Here is a 21,617-nt window from a genome sequence, read left to right as displayed (position 1 = left end):
AGTTAATTTTTATGTCTCTAAACTATCACTAACTATCTCAAAGCCTTATGCCTCCGTTTTTACGAAGATATCAAAGTTTTGCCCCAAAGCTTTGAACAGTCTGGCTTTGGAGTTTTCGGACAAGTCTAATGTCCCGTTATGGTGATATCTCCATTGAAACTGCAACCCAACGCCATTGGATGCCAATTTGCCGAAATTGTTTAGGGTGTTATCTCTCTGCCATATTCAGACTCCAAAACACTCAACAATTTCTCTTCCACAGCAGTAAGATAAGGTCGATTCAGCTTCCCCAACGACTGCAACAGACTTTTAACTGTCTCCTCCAGCGAATCGGAATACACTCGACTGATGCGATCGCAAATCACCCGCATCTGCTCACACTCGGCAGGCAGGTAATTGTAAGATTTGAGGTGCTGCAACCCAATGGCGTACTCGCCATCCCACATTCTCACAGTGCAACTGAACTCATTTGCTTGGCTGACAATCCCCCAACAGCCACCCTTGCCTCTCAGTTCAGGATTGTCTTTAACAAGGATTTGGCACACTTCGCCGATTTGGTAGGTATTGGGTACTTTTGTACGTTCCATGATGCGTTGCACTGCATCTTTGACAATGCGATGAGATGGTACTTTCCCCTTGGCAGACTCTACAGCTTGCTCCCATGCTTCGGGCTGAATGTCCGGGTCAAGCTTGGACAGTGGCCTGATTTGCCACTCATTAGTCGGCAAAATGTGATCGTTCCGATCACATTTTTGCTCTAAGTTATCAAATATTACTGCTGCATCCATTAGAAGATAAGACTGGCGACGATTATGGCCAAAGCGATCCCGGCAATACTCCTCAAAGGTTTTGTGAGTAGAGCGATATAACTTACGATCCCGTAATTCCATTAATGCCTTCCCCGCCTCAAAAAATGCCCGTTCCACTTTCCTCTCCAGGAGCAAGCGATCGCTAATTTCCTGCTCGGTTAATTCGGGAATTTCAACAGCAGTAACTGTAATCGTTGCTGAACCTGGGTCTTCTTGCTGGGAGATATCCTCGTTTACAGAGTTAGCTGCTGAAGTTGAATCGGTAGATGCGAGAGAAGTGTCTTTTTTGCGTCTAGAAGGTGGTTTAGGCATCATTCCACCTTTCTAATTCAATGAGATTTTCTCACAGTCAACTGCAACGTAAATTCTGGATGTAACTGATAACTGCATAGTTGTAGCCCAACCCAGGTATCGCTTCTCTAATAAGACACAGGGGAGAGCAAGAGGATTAATAGTATGAAGGTCAATCATCAAACTGTACCCCTAAATCTACACCCAGCACCTCTTCAATTTTCCGAAGAGTTTCTTCTGCTACACCACCTAAAACAGCTTCCGCCTCTAACTGATACCAATAGTTACGAGATATTCCAACTTCTTTGGCCATCTGTGTAACTGGCCGTCCCCTAGCTTCTCTGGCCTGTTTAATGCGATCGCCCAATCCAGGAACATCAACTTCTAGCTTAATAATCCGTCTTACTTTCACAGTCATAGTCATAATTCCAATTCTAAAAGTATATGTTAATTGTCAACTAAACAGTTGACAACGTGTTAATTAACAGATTACACTATTAGGTATAAAGAAAGCGCCCCAGACTGGTAATCGAAGCGCTTTCCGTCCCGTTAGGAACTGATTTATTATGACTTACATTATCTACAGCCAACAACAGCTGCAACTGAAATCCATTGCACGGCTAAAGCAAATCTACAGCGAAATCGCCTGCACAGTCGAAGTAAACGACAAACGCTGTAAGGATTCTTGGATCACTGCGATCGCTGATTACCAAGCAAGCAAGGTTCAGAAACTCACCTCTGCTGCTCCCGACGAACAAGCCCTCGCCCAAGCCGAACTCGACAACTACATCGCTGACCAAGCCCAAGCCATAGCTCCTGAACCCCTCAGAATAGTCGAAATCTCATTTGACCATCACGAATATTACGCTGATGACAAACTGGTAGCCAGCATCAGCCATGACGACAACCATTTAACGCAACGCTGGGTAGTAATGGTCAACGACAAAGAATTATTTCGTGCCAACACTCTAATGCGTTGCGATCGCTTCATCTGCACTCATTACAAAGACGGTTCATTACCTGTGCAGGATAAAGAAGCAACACCCCCCACGACCGAAAACCAAATCATGGCGCATATCTTCAACGAGTGCCAAAATTACGGGTTTGAAATTCTCAATGATGGCATTTACAACAACAAGGGCGTGAAACTGGGGCAAGTCGGATGCACTGACGGTAACTGGTGGGTGAAGAGGCGTTATTCAGTCCAGCAGCAGTATTCTAACTCCGTGCTTGATGCTGTGCGCTCATTGTCGATGGTGGACGTGTCTACTGATGGTAAATCCATTTTTGATGAATATTTTTTAGATCAACCGTTAGAACAGCTAAATGGCGATAAATTGCAACGACTGCTGGAGAGAGCAGAGTTAGTCACAGCGTAAGTCTTGGGCTTCACCTGGGAAAAGGTTTTTGGGGTTGGGGGAAAGGTAAATTTCTTCATTCCCTTCCCCTTTGCCCTTTCCCCCTTTCCCTAATTATTTATTCACCAATCCCCAATTAAATCAATGCAAGCCACAATATCAATCCCCCAACACTGGGACTACCCTCGCTTTGGTTTGGAGCAGCGCACAGAACAAGGCACGATTCTAGGACTTTACTACTACCCATCTGGTACAGAGTTGGCTGAACAATTTGATGATGGTTGGCGCTATGTGCTGATGCCTAACAAGAATTCTGATGAAATATCGTACTTGAAAGAGGATCAAATCCAACCGCTCACACCAGAAGAATTATTTCAGCAAATTACCGCAGAGATTGACTTTTATCAACAGCAAATCTCTATTCTGCAACAACAACTAGTAGCCATCACTGGAGGTAGTACCAATGGCTAATTCTACAGATAGCTTTGACCACAGAGCAAATCATTTGCTGCGTGTGCTTCAGTTTTGTGGCGGTTGTGTGCCTCTGCACCGTTTGCAATTCCAATTCTCCGATTCAGTTATTCAAACTCTGTTGGATAAAGAACTGGTGCAAGTGCAGAACACGGGACGCGGCTTTTTGTTGGAGATTGCCAAGGATTTTTAGGTTATTAATCCCAGGGAAGAAAAGCATGATTGACCACATTAACGCCTTGAAAACAAGTTGGTATCTTTCCCCACCTTGGCGTGGAACAATTCCACCCGTTGAGGTGAATTTACTGGAGAGAGTTTACTTGAGAACCACGAGAACATTTGGCTATTGCTGCGGTATGCAATGGAAGCATGAGTGCTGGATTTATTCAATTGACTGCCGTAATGAAATACTGCACGCCACACAAAACCAAATCATCGGGACTGGAGAGTTAGAAGCCATCAGTGTACAAAAACCTGCTTTCGTTTTGGGCGAAAGAGTAATGCTCTGTTCTCACGATCAGGGAACAAAACAACGGCTGATTTTAGGGATTGCACTGGTGCATAATTCTTGGTTTTACCTTGTTGAATTAATGTCACCAACGTTAATTAAGACACCAACTATATCGAATCGTTTCTCACTGGTTGGTGAAAAAAGTTTGGTGCGCGTGAATGTCTAATTCTCTCTAATCAACAACGAAAAATTATCACCCAACGAAAGTTATGTCACAAATCGAAGTAGCCCAAATTATTGAACAGATAAAGCAAGAAATCACTGTTGACTCTAATGGACAAGGTAAAGCCAGTATTCGGGCAACTGCAAGATTAGCTGATGTCAACGATGCCGGATTGCTCAGAAGTCTCAAAACTGCTGCTGATAATTCTGGTTCTAAATTGGTTGAAAAGCTTGTCCGCAAAGGGTTTGAAGGTGCTGACATTTTAGGGTGGTCGCAGTCCGGTATCCCTGATATAGCTGTTGCCGCAATACTTCATTATTACGGCTACGAAGCGGGAAAAAGATGCAGCGAACAAGCAAGATTAGCCTGTGAAGCATTTGAAAGTATCGGTGTTCGTGCCTGGATGCAAGACATTATGGGCTGGACAAAACCTGCTACTCAACCACAAGAACAACCCTCCACACCAGCCCTCCCCCCAGTTGAACAACGATTGCATACTCTTGTCCTGGCCATGAAAACTTTAGCTGAGTTAACTGGTGGCAGACTCAACCCGTACATGGAACAGCAATTTAAAGACTATGCCGGGAATCTTCTAGCAGAACACAACAGAAAATTGTTAACCCCTTCGGAAGAACGCTGGCTCGGCGTGGTCAACTTTGCAGAGAGCGAACTTGGAAAGAAAGTCCCTATCAGTGGCCCTCACTATCGCGGACACTTAGGCACATGGGTGAGAACATTCTACCCACACCTGGGCGATCGCCAAGAGACACGATTGGTTAACGGTGTGCAACAGCCCATCTATGTCTACGCTTGCCACGATCCGGTTGTTGCGGCTGGGTTGGACAAAGCTGTAGAAGAGTTCTTTGCTCATCCCAGTCCTGGAGCAGCGCTAAGGCAGGCGGGGGCTTTCGCTAGTAAGAAAGCTGTAGTTATTGCTTGATGGTCATCGGTCATCGGTCAAGGAGAGCGATCGCTCAGTAATCAAGAATTAAGACTTTTACAACAAAGGTAAATTTTACCTTGAGGGGAAAAGATATGGAACTCGGCTATTTCCAGAAAGATGTACTGATTGAAAAACTAGCTAAGAAATTCTACGCGATCCAAGGTTATGTAGTCCCCGAATCATATCGAATGCAATCAGCTACACATCCAGCAGAAAGAGCGTGTGTGGCTATGGCTATTTTCGCAGTCGAAGAATTTGAATTGATAAATGATTCATCAGGATCTGAGGATGATAACGAATATGAAACCGATTGTTTATTCGCTAAGTAACATTTTTTACCAAGGGTTCAATTGAAGCACGAATAATGCACCAGGGAATATTTTCTTACAAATTACAAGATGGAGGAGTGTAAATGAAAGCCATAGTCACAGTGGTTGAAAAAATCTTATCTGAAGCTCACATTAATATTCCTGACGGTTTAGCAGAGTCAGGCATTAGGCAGCACGTTGTAGATCATTACAACAGTGGCGAAATGCTTGCCTTGTTGAACATTTTCCACGTTGATTTTGAATCTATCAGCGTTCACATTGGTAAAAAATCCCAAATAACTTGGCAGCCCGGAAAATCTTGGAGTTCAAAGCGTCCCTATTACTTTTGTAAACTTGGAAGATTTACTTTGACTCTATTAACTGATATAGAGCAAAACTTAACTCGTACAGAAGTTTACTTTGGGCATCAGAAGCAACTTATTTATACGTCAGAAAAAGAGATATCCAAAGAATTGGCAACAGTCGAACTCCAAAATTTCTTAAGTGGATTAGCTGTTGAACTTCAGACTTTAAGCCACATTGAATTTAGTGAGGATAAAGTATGACTGTCACACAACTCCTGACATCACAACCACATACAAGTGCATCTATAGAAACTGTTGGTAGGCATCTACTGAACTTTTACGAGTCTCCATCGTGGTTTACTACTGAGTTATTGCGTCATGTCAGATTATCTGGTGTGATTGGTGAGCCATGTGTAGGACATGGAGCGATCGCAACATTACTATCGGTGTGGCCCTACACCAAGCAAATGTGGACGAACGATATTGATCCACATAAGGCAGCTGATTACCATCTGGATGCAACACTATCCGAGTCATGGACTAAGTTTCCTGATTGCGATTGGATTTGTACCAATCCACCATTTTCAGAATTTGCTGCACCAATCATCAGAAATGCTTACCAGAAAGCGCGTGTGGGTGTCGCCGCATTCCTTCTGACCAGCTTTCTCGAACCCTGTGATGACCGGGCTAATTTCTTACAACAGCACCCGCCGTCACTTGTACTGATTCTGCCTCGTTTTTGTTTTCGCAAGGACAAGAAAGGTAAACGCTGGGCGACAGATAATATCACCATTTCATGCTTTGTTTGGGACAAGCGCACTACAGAGCAACGAATTATTATCCGTCCAGCCAATCAAATTGTTGGCTTTTATAAGACACCAGACAAAGCGATTAGTCCTCAATCCGCTTTATCAATTGTGAGTGCGATCGCGTCGGGTGAGATTAGTAGATATTACTCAATTTCTAAGTAAAAAACCTCAGTTTAGGAGCAAACCGAGGAAAGTAAAACTTTGAAATGTGGTGGTGTTATTTCTATGAGTATAACAGAAGAAAACTTACCTTTCCCTGAAGAAAAAGAAACTATTCAAGCAAAGTCTCTTTCTGGTAAAGCGCGTCGATGTTGTGAATTTATTTGTTCGCTTATAGAAGACGGGTCTACTTTTAATACTGATGAGCTTGCCCAAAAAGCGCGACAATATGGTTTTGGTGATGCTGCACTTAAATCAGCCAAAACTTATCTTTTGACGACTCAGAAGCTGATTAGATTTCAACCTAAAATTTCTTCTACTGCTTTATGGATGAGTAAAGAAACTTACTTATCGCAAGGACACTCTCAAGACAGAGTTTGGGAACAAAGGTGGCAATTAGAATCACGATATCGATATTTACCTCTAGTCCCTAACAACCCTAAAGGTGGATTTGTTTATTTTATTAAAAGATTAGGTGATGGCATTTACAAAATTGGACTAACAGCCTGTCTTCGCAAGCGTATTCAAAATATTGCTTCACAGTGTGGTTCTCATGTAGATGTCATTTTCTATCTGGAGTTTGACTCCTATGAAGCAGCTAACTCTTTAGAAGATAAATTGCATGAACAATACCACTATCAACGCTTAATTGGTGAATGGTTTTCTTTTTCTGATGCGGATGTTGAACAACTATGTTTAGGCATGAAACGGAGGTATAAAGTATGAATACAACAAGGGATCGCAAAAACTTTTTACCCGTTGTTCCATCTTACTTTGATGAGTACGGGCTAGAGCCAATGGAATATCGCTTATATTCCCACATCGTCAGACGTGCTGGTAAAAACGGCTGCTTTGAATCTATCCCTAACATGGCTCAAAGCTGCTTGATGAATGAAAAAACTGTCCGAAAATCATTGCGGGTTTTAGTTGCTGCCAGATTAATAAAAGTTGTACAAGAACGCAAAGGTAGAACATCCATTTACGAACTTACTCAACCAAGTGAGTGGCTTGACTCGCAATCTTTACCAGCGATTAGGCAAGAATTCACGACAAATAGTGTTAATAAAAACTTGTCACAGAATGGTAATACTCCTGGCAATAATGGCAGTGGTACCAAATCAGGAGGGGGTAGTGGTACCAAATCTGGTAGGGGTGTGGTTCCTAATTTGGTAGGGGTAGTGGTACCAAATCTGGTAGGAGTAGTGGTACCTGATTTGGTAGACGAAGTATATCCCAATAAGGTAATCCCATCTAAGGAATTTACACTTAATGCAACACCCCCAACTCAAAACGCCTTTCCCACCCAAGAATCGTGTGTGTGTGAAACTGAACAGCTAAATCTTGAAGAACCAACTCCAGAAAAACCAAGTTTAGAAGAATCAACCCCAGAAGAACCAACCCCACAACAACCAACCCCACAACAACCCACTTCGTTGTTAAAAAAATCCGAGTCTTCGCAAAAAACCGATAATCCCTCAAGAGGATCAACTATTGCGGGGGGGTCGTTCGAGAAACGCGAACAAGCGAATAAGCCGCAACTAACCTGTCCCTACAAGACAGCCAGGAACGTGAAAGAACTGATTGATGCTTGGCTAACAGACCCAACTGCTATGAGTGATGATTCTCTACCACTGCTTGTCAGAGAAACAATCAAGTGGAAGTGCTGGGTTTTACCTTGGCGCAATGGAGAACGAAAGCTGAATAACTTGTACCAGAACTTCAACCCGATAGTCGTGGACTTCCTAGCACAAGAATTAGCCACGAAATCGAAACTCTCGGCACAACTTGAAATTACTCATGCGATCGCAGTCATGAACACCTGGGAAAAAACCAAAGGGGGATGGACGAACCTGATGCAGCGCTATAACCAGGCATTGCAAACAGAAAAACAGCCCCTACCCCAATTGCATACTGCTACGACAAAAAGCCCAAGTAACACCACTAGCATCACGCTCGAAGATGCTTTAGTACAAGACCGAATGCGCCGTCAGCAAGAGCAATCCATTCGGGTTCCATCCAATGGGTATCAGCACAGCCCACAAATGCTGGAGCTAAAGGCAAAACTTCAAGCCAAAGCAAATGAGCCAAAAGTTCCGAGCAACTCCAAACCATCTTCCACCACAAATTTGAGAGAAGTTGAAGCGCAGTTAAAATTAGCACTAAGAGCATGATTATGTACAGCAATCAAGACAACGTAGTTTCTTTTGCCCCTGACCGAAATCAAGTCAACTTGCCCCCACAAAACATCGAGGCTGAAGAAGCGATTTTGGGCGGGATTATGCTTGACCCAGAAGCGATGACTAGAGTTAGCGATCGCTTGAGCATTGAAGCCTTCTACATCAGCGCCCACAAAGATATTTATCAAGCCGCAGTTCAACTTCATGCTACGTACCAACCGACAGATTTACTAAGCGTCACCGCATGGTTGGCTGACCACAATTTGCTCAATCGCATTGGTGGCAGGAATAAGCTAGCAACTTTGGTAGACCGCACTGTGTCCGCCGTCAACATTGATGCTTTGGCTGATCTAGTGATGGAGAAATATCGACGGCGGCAGTTAATCAAAGTGGGCAATGAAATTGTCCAACTCGGTTACGAGACGCAAACTGAACTACCACTTGTCCTTGGTCAAGCTGAGGCGAAAGTTTTTGGTGTTACTCAAAATCAAAGCGATGAACGTTGCAAGGTTTTCTCAGCACAAGACATGGGCATTGAACTTTTTCAAAAGTTGGAGATGGGAAGTATGGCAGGTGACAGAGTTGGCTGGTACGACCTCGAAAATATCACCGGTGGCATTTATCCTAGCAGCTTAGTTGTAGTGGCTGCTGAATCCCACATGGGGAAAACTCACTTTATGATTTCTTACGCTTACGAAATCATGACCAAACTTGGAAAACCAGTTCTGTACGTAACTCCAGAAATGGATAAGAATCAACTCAATGCCCGAATGCTGGCACGAATCACAGGCGTAGATGCTTCTATGATTCAAACCAATACGCAATGCTACTGGGAGCAAATAGCACAAGGCATAGGACAGATGGTGGAACTGCCTTGGAAGGTTTACGAGCATTCCTCCCCTACAACCGCAATGATTGCAAGTGCTGTGCGCCGTGCTATTGCCGAATTTGGTGGTTCTATTGGTGCTGTGTTTATTGATTACTTGCAGCAGATTCCTCTGGAGTCCGGTGGAAATATGGCTTTTGAAGTCGGCAAGATTACCCGCCAGATTCGGGATATCGCCAAGTCTCACAAAATCCCTGTTTTCTTGGGCTGTCAAATCAATCGGGGCAATCAAACAACGGCTGATAAACGCCCCAACCGTCATCTGTTACGTAATTCTGGCGAAATCTTTGAGGTTTGTGACCAGTTAATCATGCTTTACCGCGATGCTGTTTACACAAAAGACCCAAGCGACCGCACTATCGAGTTAATTGTTGAGAAAAACCGCCTTTACGGTAAGCTCGGCACTGCGACCATGTTGTGCGATTTATCGACCTCGAAATTTTTGAACTTGGCAAGATAATTTGATGCAATGAACTTTTTTTAAGTCTTAGAGGTCGATATATGAAAGCGCTATCCGTCCGTCAGCCTTGGGCATGGGCAATAATTTATGCTCTTAAGGATATTGAAAACCGAGGCTGGCCCATTCATTATCGCGGCGACATTCTGATTCACGCTGCAAAAACCTGCACCAAAAAAGAGTACCAGTCAGCGAGAGAATTTTGCCAAGGGATGGGGATAGTAATCCTAGAATTAATCTCTCTACGTCGCGGTCAAGTTATTGGCATTGTCACAATAGTTGACTGCCAATTTTCACAAGTTGCGTCTGGCTGGGGAATGCCCATGCAATATCACTGGAAGCTGGAGAATCCACGCGAGATTAGACCGATTCCTTACATTGGGCGGTTGGGGATTTTTGAAGTACCGGATGATTTGGTCATGGAGGTGGCTGCATGACTAAAACAGCCCGAAGTCATACGCTACTTCCAAAGCCAAAATCAGTAATAGTTGAGTTATCTGCAACACCCGAAAAATTCTTAGAGGACGACCTTGAAAGCTCACAAATTCATAGCCAAGGATGCCTCTATCCGTATCTCGAAAAGAAAAAGCTACTTGATGGCTCAATAGCTTTTTACCCACGAGTTATAGGTGAGCGTGACCCAAACAACCCGACTCTATGGCGATGGGGATACAACTGGGAAGAACGAGTTGATGGAATATGGAAAGGGCGAAGTATCGGCTCAATTCCCCCTGGCGCTATTCCAATGATTCGTCTAATGCAACAGCAGGAGGCAACTAAGGAAGATATTATCGCCTTTATCAAAAAAGCGAAAACCAAAAAGCCATCACCAAAATCAGATGTCTGCAAAAATTTTGATAACACAAAAATAAAACCAGTTCTTCCAGATGATGCACCGATCGCCATAGTACTTTTCGCTGGTGGCGGCGGGATCGAGGCCGGGATGGTTCAAGCTGGTATTCGCCCAGTCATTGCAGTAGAGTTCGACCCAAGCAAACCAGAACTGAGCAAGGCGATCGCCAAAACTCATCACCACAACTTCAGCGAGTATGGCTGTAGAATAATCCAGCTAACAGTCCAAGAAGTAGCGCAGTCAGGATTTCTAGGTTTTCCCCGCCGCCCCGATTACCTCCATGCCTCCCCAGTATGCGCCAACTTCAGCCAAGCCCACACAGCCAAAGCAGGTAAGGGTATTGAAACGGCTGACAATCTGACGGCTGCGATCGCTGTGGCGGAAGCCATCCGACAGTTGCAGCCACGGGTGTTTACGCTGGAGAATGTGCCGCGTTATCAGAACAGTCAGAGTTTCAGTATTCTTTTAGAAGCTTTAGAACAAGAAGGATATCTGGTCAATTACAGCGTGGTCAACATGGCCGATTTTGGACTACCCCAGGCACGTCGGCGGTTAGTTCTGATTGCCAGTAGAGGTTGTCGCCCTGCAATACCCGCTCACAAAAAACCAATAAGTTGGTACGAGGCGATCACTCCATTAATTCCCACAATGCCCGATTCCCAACTACTGTCCAAACAACGGCAAGCGGTAGAACAATTTTTAGTTTCAAATGACCCCGCACCACTTTTGATTGAACGAGTTGGTGGACGCAACAAAGTGAAATACAAACCTGCACATTTACCCTGCAATACGATACTGCGATGCCTGCGGCGGGCTGCGCCTACGCACTTCACCGACCACAAGGGGTGCAATCGGAACAAGTTCGCTGATATTTGGTTACCGGATGATACGGTCAAATCTTTGTCTATTGAAGGGGCTGCTATTTTACAAGGATTTCCTGATTGGTACGAATTCCCCCAAGAGACAGCAACGGCTGGGTCAATCATTGGTTATTCCGTGCCTCCCAGTTTTGCTACTCAATTATTTATATCTGCACAGAGTAAATTACTTTTAAGAACATCTGTATGATTCCTCAAATCCACAATCTAGAGTACTGCTGGCATCTTTCATCACCTTGGGGTCAACAAATCCCACCAGTAGCTGTTAGCCTGTTAGAAAGAGTTTACGTTACTACTACCAAAACCTTCGGTTACTGTTGCGGTATCGAGTGGAAGCAACAGGGATGGGCTTATGAAATCGCTACTGATAACGACAATATAACTGTTTATGAGAGCAAAATTATCGGTACAGGTCATTTAGAATCGCTCCCCATTCCAAAACCTGTTTTCCGGCTAGGTGAATTAGCTAAGTTCCGGTTTCATGGCGATGGTCCTCCACTTCGGCTTGTCCAGGGCATTCAGTTGATTACCAATTGCTGGTTCTACTGCATCGAATGGATGTCGCCAGCCATATCTGAAAATTGTGAGGTTTTTAGGTCTGATTCGGCGATCGCAAGAGTCAGCGATTATGATTTGGAGCGGGTGAAGCTATGACAGTCTACACCTCGTATTACAGTGGTCAAATACTGGGTGAGGCTATCTCAATCTCGCTATATCCTCCCCAAAACTGGAAAGGCAAGCATTTACCCTTGTTCGCTCCTAAAAAAGAACTACTCGATTGGTGGAAGAATTCGGCTAAAGATGCTGAAGCTCAGGAAGAGTATGAGAAAGAGTTTGTCTTGATTCTACAATCTCGTCAGCAACTAATTGATATCTGGGTGCGGAAACAACAAGACAACCCAAATGATATAACTCTGTGCTGCTATGAAAAAACCGGGGATTTTTGTCACAGGCATATTGTCGGGCAAGAAGTGATAGCGCGATCGCTACCGCATTTATGGGGCAGCGAAGTTAGTTTATTGCCTGTACCCTTGTCCACAAATAATACACAAAATAGTTCAATAACAATATAATCAAGTAAAGGTATCGGTAAGCCCGATACCAAGACTACTGTTATCGCACGTGGAAAATCTTACGCTCACAACATTGAGTTAATCAACTCACAAAATCGAGCTAATTCCGCAATTAACTCCACCTATCCCCCTGTTATTCAATCGCTGTTAGCCAAATGGTACGACGCTGGGTATTTTGTGAAGTGCGATCGCTTATCTTGTGGCTATTATCAAATTTCCTTGGGCGATGAAGACCTGGGTATTTGGTCATAACTTGGTGTAGCTGGTGTAGTATCTGGTTTACGGCAGGAGTTCTATCGGGGGCGGTTGGTGGGGTCAATTGCAGCAAACCCGCATAATTTATTGCAATAACTTCTTCAGTTCTTCATCTGTAAAGGGATTCTTGCCAGCTTTTAATTCTTTCACCCAGCGTTGCCGTTGTGCTTTAGTATCTTTATCATCAACCTGAGCAATATACGCTTCAAAGTCTGCTATTGCTCCTTTGGTATCACCTGTCAACGCTCTGGCTAGCCCTCGGCTATCACGAATACTAGCACTATAAGGCTGAAGTTGAACGGCTTTATCACAAGCAAATATTACCAAATTAGCTTTTTTTCGCAGACTACCTTGGCGGCATAATGTGTTCCAAGAATCAGCAGAAATCTCAATTTGTGGATCTAACTTTTGCGCTTCGTTATAATATTCTACTGCTTGCTGAACTTTATTCTCTTTCACAATTCTTTCACCTTCCTGTATTAAGCGTTCAGCTTTACCCTTGTTAGCAAACTCTGCTGCTTTCACCTTGGGGTCAAATTTTAAGTTAGGATTCCATTGAAAGGCTGTTTGGAATGTAGCGATCGCACTTTCAGTACTACCTGCTCTGGCATCATTTTCACCTTCTTTAACCATAAATGGTGCTGCTGCCATTAAGTTTGATTTATTTTGACACACCGTTAAAGTTTGTAAGTCCTTAGGATTGAGTACTAGATAATCGTTCAGCCATTGACAACCACGAGATAAAAGTACATCAAGGCTATCAACTCGCCATACCCTCGCCGTTCCGTCAGTAGAGAGAATGCGGTTGTTGCCAGTGACGATACGTTTTCCATCCGGGCTAAAACTGGCATAGCTTACACTACTAGTATGCCCTTTGAGTTCGGTTAGTAGTTTACCAGATAAATCCCACACCCGCGCCGTTCTGTCATCAGAGGCAGTGACGATGCGTTTCCCATCCGGGCTAAAACTGGCACTGTTGACACGTCCGGTATGTCCTTTGATTTCGGTTAGTAGTTTACCAGATAAGTCCCATACCCACACCATTCTGTCATCAGAGGCAGTGACGATGCGTTTCCCATCCGGGCTAAAACTGGCATTGTTGACACGTCCGGTATGTCCTTTGATTTCGGTTAGTAGTTTACCAGATAAGTCCCATACCCGCACCGTTCCGTCATCAGAGGCAGTGACGATGCGTTTCCCATCCGGGCTAAAACTGGCACTGTTGACACTGCTAGTATGTCCTTTGATTTCGGTTAGTAGTTTACCAGATAAGTCCCATACCCACACCCGCGCCGTGTTGTCATCAGAGGCAGTGACGATGCGTTTCCCATCCGGGCTAAAACTGGCACTGTTGACTGTGCCGATATGCCCTTTGATTTGGGCTAGTTTTTTACCAGATAAGTCCCATACCCACACCGTGCTTTCATTAAGCCATGAGGCAATGAGGATGTGTTTCCCATCTGGGCTAAAACTAGCACTGTTGACTAGGGCGGAATCTGCTTTAAATTCGGCTAGTTTTTTACCAGATAAGTCCCATACCTCCCACATTCCGTCCAATGAGGCAGTGACGATGCGTTTCCCATCCGGGCTAAAACTAGCGGTGTCGGCACGTTCGATATGTCCTTTGATTTGGGCTAGTTTTTTACCAGATAAGTCCCATACCCCCACCGTTCCGTCAGATGAGGCAGTGACGATAGTGACGATGCTTTTCCCATCCAGGGTAAAACTGGCGCTGATGACCTTGCCGATATCCTCTTTAAGTTCAGCTAGTTGTTTTACAGATAAGTCCCACACCCGCGCCGTTCCGTCACTTGATGCTGTGACTATGCGTTTCCCATCTGGGCTAAAACTGGCACTTTTGACTAGGCCGTCGGTATCTGCTTTAAATTCGGCTAGTTGTTCACCAGATAAGCCCCACACCCGCGCCGTTCCGTCAAATGAGGCAGTGACGATGCGTTTCCCATCCGGGCTAAAACTGGCGCTGATAACATGGCCGGTATGCCCTTTAAGTTCGGCTAGTTGTTTACCAGATAAGTCCCATACCCGCACCGTGTTCTCTGATAACATTGATGAGGCAGTGACGATGCGTTTCCCATCCGGGCTAAAGCTAGCAGTGTCGACCATGCTAGTATGCCCTTTAAGTTTGGCTAGTGGTTTACCAGATAAGTCCCACACCCGCGCCGTGTTGTCATCAGAGGCAGTGACGATGCGTTTCCCATCCGGGCTAAAACTGGCACTTTTGACACGTCCGGTATGTCCTTTGATTTCGGTTAGTAGTTTACCAGATAAGTTCCACACCCGGGCCGTGTTGTCCGATGAGCCAATGACGATGCGTTTTCCATCTGGGCTGAAACTGTCGCTTGTAAGTTGCTTAGTGTGCCCTTTGAGTTCGGCTAGTGGTTTACCAAATAAGTCCCACACTCGCACCGTTCCGTCAAATGAGGCAGTGACGATGTGTTTCCCATCCGGGCTAAAACTGGCACTGTTGACACTGCTAGTATGTCCTTTGATTTCGGCTAGTTGTCTACCAGATAAGTTCCACACCCGGGCCGTTCCGTCAAATGAGGCAGTGACGATGCGTTTCCCATCCGGGCTAAAACTAGCGGTTTCAACATTGCTAGTATGCCCTTTGAGTCGATTCTGCTCGTGAATGTTATCCAAAATTGTCTGTAAAGCTAAGTTGGGGCTAGCTGTAGGATATTCTTCTAGCGGGCGTTTATCTTTGACTAGCTGTTGTAACTCTTGTCCAGCCTGCATAGCTAGCAGTAATGCTTCTATTTCTTGTACTTGAAAGTTCTGCCACGCTGTAATTCCTTGTCTTTCTAGTCTTGCACCTGTCTGCGCTTCTTGGCTGGTGCGATATGCTTGGTTGGCAAAAAAGGCAGTAATTCCAGCCAACACAAGGGAGATACCTAAGACCCCTGAACCAAGACGAATACGCTGTGTTGCTTTGGTGTTCGCTGCTGCTAAGATTTGCTTTGCCTGCTCAGATTGCTGAAGTTGCTCTTGGGCTAGTAGACGTTGCTCTTGTTCTAACAGGCGTTGCTCTTGTTCTAACAGGCGTTGCTTTTTTTCCCTTTCCAATTCTGCCATCAACTCCTGGAGCTTCGGCTGCTGTTGCTGGCGAATAAAAGTTGCTAAATAATCATGCACCAACTGATAACGATCAAATGGGTTTTCTGGTAACAGAACTACCACACCAGACTTGACAAAAATCTCTAATACCAAATCTAATCTATTACTGTTTGTCGTGGCATCTGCGGCTAATGGTTGTAGCTCTCGTTCTAGTTCCACACGAGTTTTTAAAGGACGAGTCCCTTTTTCATCTGTCAGCAAGTACAACAATATCTCTGCTATTTGCTGATTCTCAACACCGCAATCATTCACTACCTCTGCCAAATAGCGTTTTACCAGTTCTTCTCGCGTACCACGCTGCTGATATTCTCCCAAAGTTGTGATGTTATCTGTTTGCAGTTGCGCTCCCACTATCTGCAATTCAATAGGACGTACCTCACCTAGTTCATTAGCTAAATCATTTACTAATTGCTCAATTAAAGCTTGTTCTAATTGAAAACTAGTAGTCTCGGTCAAACGCTGGATGATTGACTTGGTATCATCAGGTGAAAAATTACCTAACTCATAAAGAATATTGTTGCTAAGAAGATCGTTACCAATAATTGTCATACTAGACAAGCGATTACATTCCAGTAAATAATGCAGGTAATCCACTCGCAATGACAAAATTACTTTCACTGACAGAATATTTAAGCATTCTCCCAGAAATTCGAAAAACTGCTGTCTTTGCTTTGGCTTAGTATAAACAAAGAAAAACTCTTCAAACTGGTCAAAAATTAGTACTGTCCTGAGATTACGCTGTTCGTTCTCTCGTAGTTGAGAAATTAATAACGTCAGATCAGCAGGAGATGCTTGAATTTTTGAGCCAGGAACCTCAAGCTCTTTTGGTTCTTCATTGCTAGCTCTACCTTTCTGTTGCAATGCCTCCCGCATTAGCTTTCCTAGCTCTTCTGCCCAATTGGTGTAAACTCGCATTGCTACGGGTAGATAGTCTTGAATGCCTACGCTTTTATTTTTTAAAGCTGGGACTAATCCCGCATTTACTAATGAACTTTTACCAACCCCTGACTGTCCATGAATGACTATCAGCTTGTGATCATGCCGTCCCAGGCGTTCAATTAATCGTTCAATATCTAGTAACCGACCTGATGCAGCGATTTCAGGAGCAATGCTTTCTTGAGTTTCAGTTTTGGTAGCCGCAATTTGAGCAACCTTTGTTGACTGTAATCGACCTGCACCGATAAACGCCCGTAAACCAAACTGCTGTTCAACAGACCTCTGCTGCTGTTTTGTATTGTATGCTTTGAGATATTCTTTTTTCTCAAAGTACAGCCGTTGCAAGTAACTGAGAATATCCAAGTGCAACTGCAAATCTTTTATAGGACTGCTAACATCTCTTGCAACTTCTAAGTTTTGAATTGCCTGCTGGGGTTCGCCTAATTCATATTCAGCCTGCGCCAAAATAAAGTGATACAGGCTTAAATCGTATGGAATATTTGGTTCTTCTGCGAGTTTAGACACAACTACTGAAATATCTGTTGCTTCTATGGCAGAAGTTACTGGTAAGATATCTTTTGCTTTTTGTGCCAACTCTTTAGCTTCGCTCCAGCGCGATTGAGCCAGCGCAACCTGGGCTAAAAACCCGTAATCTTTCGCCAATTCTATTGGCTGATTGTTAGCTTGATGTACTTCTAAAGCTTGTTGTGCTAAATATTTGAGTTGCTCCCACTCCTTCAAATCACGCAAGATATTACCAAACTTAGCAATAGAATTAGCAGTTAATTCTTGATTATTAGCTTCGTTGAGAAATGTAATGTATTCTTGCGTATACTGCCGAGTAGCCTGCCAGTCTAGATGAGTAGTATCTTTAGTTTTAAATGCTTTGAAATAATAACAATAAGCTATTTCGCCAAGAACTCTGACTTGTTTTTCTGAATTATTCAGTTTTTGGCATAGCACTCTTGCTTTTTGGTAATACTCTAAAGCATCGGCTATTTTATTATTAGTCTGTTTTACAAAACCTAGCACAGAGGCTAAATTAGCTTCTGTTTCCTGATCATTGCACCGTAATTCTTTCTGTGCTGCCTCTAATTCTAACTCTAGTATAGAGTAATCATTTATACCCAATTTACCATTAAAATATTCATCAGCCAGTTGTTGAATAAACTCGCTTAAATCAGGCTGTGCGATCGCAAAACTTCTGCTAGTTCCCCAGCTTTCCAGGTCAGGGGCAATCTCCATGATGGTGTGGTGAATTTCTTCACTAATCCATACGACTACGGGAATAGACAAGTTTTTGCGAAATTCTTCGCGTACCTGATTAGCACTTGTCAACATCTGCGGTAAATCCTGCAATGATTCCCAGCCCACAATCATCAGAGCTTGAGTATCTGGCTGTAATTCTTCACGGATTGCAGTAAATAGCGTTCTTTCCGATTCTTTGAGTTGCAATACCTGAATTTTAATTTTACAGATTTCGCTTAACCTTTCTATCAAGCGAGTCCGTAAATTACTGTAGTTACACCGCGCCCAAATCAGCTTAAACTTCCCCACAGAAGCTTGAAGCGTCCAAGCTAGCTGCTGTAGCGATCGCTCGTTGTCTATGGGTTCATCTGATTGGCGCTGTGTATCCATAAAATTGAAGAAGGGGAAAGGGTAAAGGCTTCGCCGTGAGCGTCAGCCGAACGGTAAAAGGAGAAAGGGAATCAATTAGTTAACTCCGCGGCCTCTGCCAATATCGGGTTTAAATCAAACCAGGATTCGCCCCCATCTCGGTATTCAAACACAAATCTACTACGGATTAGCTTTTGGTATCCTTGATCATCACTGACTTTTTTTCTTTGTTTAACATAACGCAGTAATTCCCACTCCAAATCTGAAATCGGCATCGTCATCTCATTACGTCGAGAGCGAATCACTTGCTCCAGGGTATTACGAGACAGAGGAAGTGTCATTTCCTCCTGTATCCAGGTATTGAGCAATCTGAGCAAATCTCGCACATGACCACCACTCGCTCTGCATAAGCGCTCTAGCGTTTCTGTGCTGTCGAAGATTTCACTAATGTAGTTTAACCGCTCGTCTGGTTGTAAATCAGGAAATGCCCTAGCCAGTACCATCTGCTGCATCAGCGCCAGCCCCTCAAGATGTACGCTTCCGTCTGGCCATTGCACTGGAACCATCGGCAGTACCTTCGGGTCTTCTGGGAATCTTTGGGTCAGCGTTCCATAATCATTGGAGAACTTCAGCGCCAGGGGCATTGTAAAAACTAGATGGCAGTTGAGCTTTGTCAAAAACTCTCCCTGATCCACGAACATATATTCCTGTTGTGGACGACCCCAAGGTTTAATTCGGTTGTCTATGCGGTCTAAGTTATCTACAATCACCACCAGTCCTTTTTTCCCCTGCTGCTTCAGTTTGGCGATCGCTGGCTCTAGCAGTTCTCGATTAATCGCTTCCAAGAGTCTCGTTTTCTGTGGCCCCAGGTATTGATTCAGCTTCTCCCGCAGCATTGGGTTACTTTTCGTCTTCGCTGTGATTTCCCCAATTCCTAGTGCCAAGGAGAATTTATCCTTTTCAGTAGATAAACCAACATCACCTGCTGGTGTTTTTACCTTAAACGCCGTTACTTCGGAGTCTAGCGCCCTCAACGCCCCTTGCAGCAGTTCGTAGAATTTGTTTGGTTCAGAGAGCGTGATTTTCTCCAGGCTTTGGCTTACACGGTGGGCGATCGCTAGCAACACATCGGCAATGTCTACGTCCGTCATTTCTAAGTCTTCACTCGACTCAAAATATACTACGTGATAACCTGAATCTTCTAATTCCACCTGTAGCCTTACTAGCTCTGTCGATTTTCCACAGCCGATATGACCAGTGAACAGGGTGCAGGTGGGTTCGTTCGCCTTGAAGAACGTAATTTTCTGCTTCAGCTTGCCAATAATATCGCCACCCCTGACTGAAGAGAAATCAATGTAGTACTTCTTATCTAAACCTTGATTGACCTGTAAAGTCCGGCTGGGGTCTGTTCGCTGGAAAAACTCTAGTAAATCTATAGTCATAAATAAGTAATATAATGGTTTTTAATATTTCTTAGAAAAAGAATAATTATTAGACTTTATTAAATAACACTACGCTGATTTTTACTCCTACATTTTAAGTGGTTATTGCTCAACGTGAATATTCAAATACTTGCAGTCATAGGTTTTCCCCAATAGTACCCTTGAGGGTAATATTCCGTAAATTACCAAACTTGACCAAGTGTGTAGACGCGCAAGCAGTTTGTCAAGAAGAAATCGCTTGCCTTGTGGGTACTACAAGGTATCTCTGCATGACGAGGATTTGGGCGTGTGGTCTGAGCTTGGGGTACTATCGGGAGCGGTTGGTGGCAGCGGTGAGGTCAGGCTGACGGTGGAATGTCTTGTGGGGGCGAGGGGTGGGCGGTTGGGTTTAATGATTAAATAATCTCTTAAAAAACTACTAATTAAGGTAATTTAGAAGCTTGCTTAGAGCAACAAACAGATACTTAAATATAATTTTAGCTAAATATTCACTTCGTGTTTTGTAGTCTATTGAAGCAGTGATGAATCCATTTGTCTCAAAGAGCATTTTCATGTTGGGGATAGTCTTCTGGCTGCTGATTAGAATTCCTTACCAACAAATACAAAAACAGAACATAATTGTTGATCAACGAAAAACCCTCCAGGAAAAGATAGTGCGCCTTCTGCTATTAATTGGGATACTGCTTCTTCCTTTGATTCATGTTCTATCTCCTTGGTTAAATTTTGCTAACTACCATTTACCAATTTGGGCAAATGGATTAGGCACTGCTATTCTTGCGCTTTCCCTTTGGTTGTTTTGGCGCAGTCATCACGACTTGGGTCAAAATTGGTCATCAACACTGCAAATCCGAGCCGGACACACTCTCTCCACCAGTGGTGTGTATCAAAACATCCGTCATCCTATGTACACCTCTGTTCTGCTACTGTGCATTGCACAAGCACTCTTGCTTGCCAACTTGATTGCAGGTCTATCAGGATTCATTGGCTTTAGTATTGCGTATGCAACACGAATTGGACAGGAGGAACAGATGCTACTTGATACCTTTGGTGATGAGTATGAAGTTTACAGGCAATGCACGAAACGATTAATTCCTTACCTATTCTAATTTGTCCACTTCATATACCCTCTGAGTCGCAGTTGAGGCTCAAGCCGACCCTTTATCAAACAACCTTTAAGGATAAAAGCGCAGCCTACGTTGCCAAGTCTACTGAATCTTTGCCATTGCTTAAATCCCTGTACTAGGAGTTTTAATGTGATGAAATCTTATGCTTCTTATAGCTATGTGTTAACTGCTGCCAAAATAACTCAATTTGCGGCGTTGCTGAATCACAATATGAATTATGCGATCGCCATAACCGGACGCAGGATGATTTTTTACGCTCAATTAGGGTGTCAAAATAGCGATTATCCCACAGATCCTAACTTATATTCTATACATTAGTTCAGAGAAAACTCTATTTTTGAATCGTGTCGAAGCCCATACCGATGGATCTATTTCTTACTCTTGAGACTCTATTTTTTGGATAAACTTCTGAATTGCTTGTAAATATGAGTTACTTCCAGGTTGATAAATTTGGACATGTTTTCCTTTTGGAATTAATAAAAGTTGTTTGGGTTGAGAGGCAGCATCATATAACTGCTGACTCATGTAGGATGGAACAATGCTGTCATCAGTTCCATGAATAAATAAAACAGGAAGACCTAGAGAACGAACTTTAGAAAGAGAATCAAACTTTTGTGTTAGCAACAAATCGATGGGAAACATCCGTAACCAATCTCT

Annotated in this window: 22 protein-coding genes; 17 read left to right on the top strand and 5 right to left on the bottom strand. The window is 43.7% G+C overall.

All coding sequences use genetic code 11. The features are described from left to right. Nucleotides 1–200 precede the first annotated feature (200 nt). Both H6G92_RS34535 and H6G92_RS34530 read right to left on the bottom strand, forming a co-directional pair. Entirely contained in the window at nucleotides 201–1,121 is a 921-nt protein-coding gene (locus H6G92_RS34535; RefSeq protein ID WP_190900882.1) for a hypothetical protein, read from the bottom strand. Nucleotides 1,122–1,272: 151 nt separating this feature from the next. Then, nucleotides 1,273–1,518, bottom strand: a complete 246-nt coding sequence (locus tag H6G92_RS34530) for a helix-turn-helix domain-containing protein (protein WP_199345100.1) — start codon at nucleotides 1,516–1,518, stop codon at nucleotides 1,273–1,275. A 148-nt stretch (nucleotides 1,519–1,666) separates the two neighbouring features. Here H6G92_RS34530 and H6G92_RS34525 point away from each other — a divergent pair, with 148 nt between their 5' ends. From H6G92_RS34525 to H6G92_RS34455, 15 genes are all read left to right on the top strand, one after another. Beyond that, nucleotides 1,667–2,479 carry a hypothetical protein gene (locus H6G92_RS34525; protein WP_190900879.1) on the top strand — a complete coding sequence of 271 codons (813 nt, stop codon included), beginning with the start codon at nucleotides 1,667–1,669 and terminating at the stop codon, nucleotides 2,477–2,479. Between the two features lie 123 nt (nucleotides 2,480–2,602). Beyond that, the gene (locus H6G92_RS34520) at nucleotides 2,603–2,929 is read left to right on the top strand and encodes a hypothetical protein (protein ID WP_190900878.1); all 327 of its coding nucleotides are present in this window, start codon (nucleotides 2,603–2,605) and stop codon (nucleotides 2,927–2,929) included. Beyond that, complete coding sequence (locus H6G92_RS34515) at nucleotides 2,922–3,122, top strand: hypothetical protein (RefSeq protein ID WP_190900876.1); 201 nt, start codon at nucleotides 2,922–2,924, stop codon at nucleotides 3,120–3,122. The genes H6G92_RS34520 and H6G92_RS34515 overlap by 8 nt, the downstream gene beginning before the upstream one ends. A 25-nt stretch (nucleotides 3,123–3,147) precedes the next feature. Beyond that, nucleotides 3,148–3,606 carry a DUF1392 domain-containing protein gene (locus tag H6G92_RS34510; protein WP_190900874.1) on the top strand — a complete coding sequence of 153 codons (459 nt, stop codon included), beginning with the start codon at nucleotides 3,148–3,150 and terminating at the stop codon, nucleotides 3,604–3,606. Nucleotides 3,607–3,649: 43 nt separating this feature from the next. Continuing rightward, nucleotides 3,650–4,543: a hypothetical protein gene (locus tag H6G92_RS34505; RefSeq protein ID WP_190900872.1), complete on the top strand. Its 894-nt coding sequence runs from the start codon at nucleotides 3,650–3,652 to the stop codon at nucleotides 4,541–4,543. 95 nt (nucleotides 4,544–4,638) lie between these two features. Then, nucleotides 4,639–4,875 (top strand): hypothetical protein, encoded by a 237-nt coding sequence (locus H6G92_RS34500; protein WP_190900870.1) that lies wholly within the window; start codon nucleotides 4,639–4,641, stop codon nucleotides 4,873–4,875. An 83-nt stretch (nucleotides 4,876–4,958) separates the two neighbouring features. Then, nucleotides 4,959–5,420: a hypothetical protein gene (locus H6G92_RS34495; RefSeq protein WP_190900886.1), complete on the top strand. Its 462-nt coding sequence runs from the start codon at nucleotides 4,959–4,961 to the stop codon at nucleotides 5,418–5,420. Then, a complete protein-coding gene (locus tag H6G92_RS34490) occupies nucleotides 5,417–6,130 on the top strand; it encodes a hypothetical protein (protein WP_190900868.1) in 714 nt (237 codons plus the stop codon). Before H6G92_RS34495 ends, H6G92_RS34490 begins: the two co-directional genes overlap by 4 nt. Nucleotides 6,131–6,169: 39 nt before the next feature. Beyond that, a complete protein-coding gene (locus H6G92_RS34485) occupies nucleotides 6,170–6,853 on the top strand; it encodes a GIY-YIG nuclease family protein (RefSeq protein WP_190900866.1) in 684 nt (227 codons plus the stop codon). Next, nucleotides 6,850–8,298, top strand: coding sequence for a helix-turn-helix domain-containing protein (locus tag H6G92_RS34480; RefSeq protein WP_190900864.1), 1,449 nt, complete (start codon nucleotides 6,850–6,852; stop codon nucleotides 8,296–8,298). Before H6G92_RS34485 ends, H6G92_RS34480 begins: the two co-directional genes overlap by 4 nt. Nucleotides 8,299–8,300: 2 nt before the next feature. Continuing rightward, nucleotides 8,301–9,650, top strand: a complete 1,350-nt coding sequence (locus tag H6G92_RS34475) for a replicative DNA helicase (protein WP_190900862.1) — start codon at nucleotides 8,301–8,303, stop codon at nucleotides 9,648–9,650. A gap of 41 nt (nucleotides 9,651–9,691) precedes the next feature. After that, a complete protein-coding gene (locus H6G92_RS34470; RefSeq protein WP_190900860.1) occupies nucleotides 9,692–10,084 on the top strand; it encodes an ASCH domain-containing protein in 393 nt (130 codons plus the stop codon). After that, nucleotides 10,081–11,568, top strand: coding sequence for a DNA cytosine methyltransferase (locus tag H6G92_RS34465; RefSeq protein ID WP_190900857.1), 1,488 nt, complete (start codon nucleotides 10,081–10,083; stop codon nucleotides 11,566–11,568). The genes H6G92_RS34470 and H6G92_RS34465 overlap by 4 nt, the downstream gene beginning before the upstream one ends. Beyond that, complete coding sequence (locus H6G92_RS34460; RefSeq protein ID WP_190900855.1) at nucleotides 11,565–12,032, top strand: DUF1392 family protein; 468 nt, start codon at nucleotides 11,565–11,567, stop codon at nucleotides 12,030–12,032. Before H6G92_RS34465 ends, H6G92_RS34460 begins: the two co-directional genes overlap by 4 nt. Continuing rightward, nucleotides 12,029–12,451, top strand: a complete 423-nt coding sequence (locus H6G92_RS34455) for a DUF488 family protein, N3 subclade (protein WP_190900853.1) — start codon at nucleotides 12,029–12,031, stop codon at nucleotides 12,449–12,451. Before H6G92_RS34460 ends, H6G92_RS34455 begins: the two co-directional genes overlap by 4 nt. A gap of 339 nt (nucleotides 12,452–12,790) precedes the next feature. On the opposite strand, the gene H6G92_RS34450 is transcribed toward H6G92_RS34455, so the two are convergent. Both H6G92_RS34450 and H6G92_RS34445 read right to left on the bottom strand, forming a co-directional pair. Next, the gene (locus tag H6G92_RS34450) at nucleotides 12,791–18,415 is read right to left on the bottom strand and encodes an nSTAND1 domain-containing NTPase (protein ID WP_190900851.1); all 5,625 of its coding nucleotides are present in this window, start codon (nucleotides 18,413–18,415) and stop codon (nucleotides 12,791–12,793) included. 71 nt (nucleotides 18,416–18,486) lie between these two features. Beyond that, on the bottom strand, nucleotides 18,487–19,836 hold the full coding sequence (locus tag H6G92_RS34445; RefSeq protein ID WP_190900849.1) for an AAA family ATPase: 1,350 nt from the start codon (nucleotides 19,834–19,836) through the stop codon (nucleotides 18,487–18,489). Nucleotides 19,837–20,357: 521 nt separating this feature from the next. On the opposite strand from H6G92_RS34445, the gene H6G92_RS34435 reads away from it, so the two are divergent. Together H6G92_RS34435 and H6G92_RS34430 are read left to right on the top strand one after the other, a co-directional pair. Then, the gene (locus tag H6G92_RS34435) at nucleotides 20,358–20,942 is read left to right on the top strand and encodes a protein-S-isoprenylcysteine O-methyltransferase (RefSeq protein WP_190900847.1); all 585 of its coding nucleotides are present in this window, start codon (nucleotides 20,358–20,360) and stop codon (nucleotides 20,940–20,942) included. A 147-nt stretch (nucleotides 20,943–21,089) separates the two neighbouring features. Further along, the gene (locus H6G92_RS34430; protein ID WP_190971543.1) at nucleotides 21,090–21,278 is read left to right on the top strand and encodes a hypothetical protein; all 189 of its coding nucleotides are present in this window, start codon (nucleotides 21,090–21,092) and stop codon (nucleotides 21,276–21,278) included. 57 nt (nucleotides 21,279–21,335) lie between these two features. Here the strand turns inward: H6G92_RS34430 and H6G92_RS34425 are convergent. Next, nucleotides 21,336–21,617 (bottom strand): alpha/beta hydrolase (locus tag H6G92_RS34425; RefSeq protein ID WP_190900843.1); only part of this gene is annotated, 282 nt, incomplete at its 5' end.

Origin of the sequence: Nostoc foliaceum FACHB-393, assembly GCF_014698505.1 — a bacterium.
GTDB classification, from domain to species: domain Bacteria; phylum Cyanobacteriota; class Cyanobacteriia; order Cyanobacteriales; family Nostocaceae; genus Nostoc; species Nostoc foliaceum_A.
Note: the sequence above shows the minus strand (reverse complement) of the source record. Positions and strands in the feature narration are given on the sequence as shown.

Coding starts and splice junctions, on each gene's coding strand:
- H6G92_RS34535 (WP_190900882.1), bottom strand. CDS start 1,121: ATGCCTAAACCACCTTCTAGACGCAAAAAAGACACTTCTCTCGCATCT.
- H6G92_RS34530 (WP_199345100.1), bottom strand. CDS start 1,518: ATGACTGTGAAAGTAAGACGGATTATTAAGCTAGAAGTTGATGTTCCT.
- H6G92_RS34525 (WP_190900879.1), top strand. CDS start 1,667: ATGACTTACATTATCTACAGCCAACAACAGCTGCAACTGAAATCCATT.
- H6G92_RS34520 (WP_190900878.1), top strand. CDS start 2,603: ATGCAAGCCACAATATCAATCCCCCAACACTGGGACTACCCTCGCTTT.
- H6G92_RS34515 (WP_190900876.1), top strand. CDS start 2,922: ATGGCTAATTCTACAGATAGCTTTGACCACAGAGCAAATCATTTGCTG.
- H6G92_RS34510 (WP_190900874.1), top strand. CDS start 3,148: ATGATTGACCACATTAACGCCTTGAAAACAAGTTGGTATCTTTCCCCA.
- H6G92_RS34505 (WP_190900872.1), top strand. CDS start 3,650: ATGTCACAAATCGAAGTAGCCCAAATTATTGAACAGATAAAGCAAGAA.
- H6G92_RS34500 (WP_190900870.1), top strand. CDS start 4,639: ATGGAACTCGGCTATTTCCAGAAAGATGTACTGATTGAAAAACTAGCT.
- H6G92_RS34495 (WP_190900886.1), top strand. CDS start 4,959: ATGAAAGCCATAGTCACAGTGGTTGAAAAAATCTTATCTGAAGCTCAC.
- H6G92_RS34490 (WP_190900868.1), top strand. CDS start 5,417: ATGACTGTCACACAACTCCTGACATCACAACCACATACAAGTGCATCT.
- H6G92_RS34480 (WP_190900864.1), top strand. CDS start 6,850: ATGAATACAACAAGGGATCGCAAAAACTTTTTACCCGTTGTTCCATCT.
- H6G92_RS34475 (WP_190900862.1), top strand. CDS start 8,301: ATGTACAGCAATCAAGACAACGTAGTTTCTTTTGCCCCTGACCGAAAT.
- H6G92_RS34470 (WP_190900860.1), top strand. CDS start 9,692: ATGAAAGCGCTATCCGTCCGTCAGCCTTGGGCATGGGCAATAATTTAT.
- H6G92_RS34465 (WP_190900857.1), top strand. CDS start 10,081: ATGACTAAAACAGCCCGAAGTCATACGCTACTTCCAAAGCCAAAATCA.
- H6G92_RS34460 (WP_190900855.1), top strand. CDS start 11,565: ATGATTCCTCAAATCCACAATCTAGAGTACTGCTGGCATCTTTCATCA.
- H6G92_RS34455 (WP_190900853.1), top strand. CDS start 12,029: ATGACAGTCTACACCTCGTATTACAGTGGTCAAATACTGGGTGAGGCT.
- H6G92_RS34450 (WP_190900851.1), bottom strand. CDS start 18,415: ATGGATACACAGCGCCAATCAGATGAACCCATAGACAACGAGCGATCG.
- H6G92_RS34445 (WP_190900849.1), bottom strand. CDS start 19,836: ATGACTATAGATTTACTAGAGTTTTTCCAGCGAACAGACCCCAGCCGG.
- H6G92_RS34435 (WP_190900847.1), top strand. CDS start 20,358: ATGAATCCATTTGTCTCAAAGAGCATTTTCATGTTGGGGATAGTCTTC.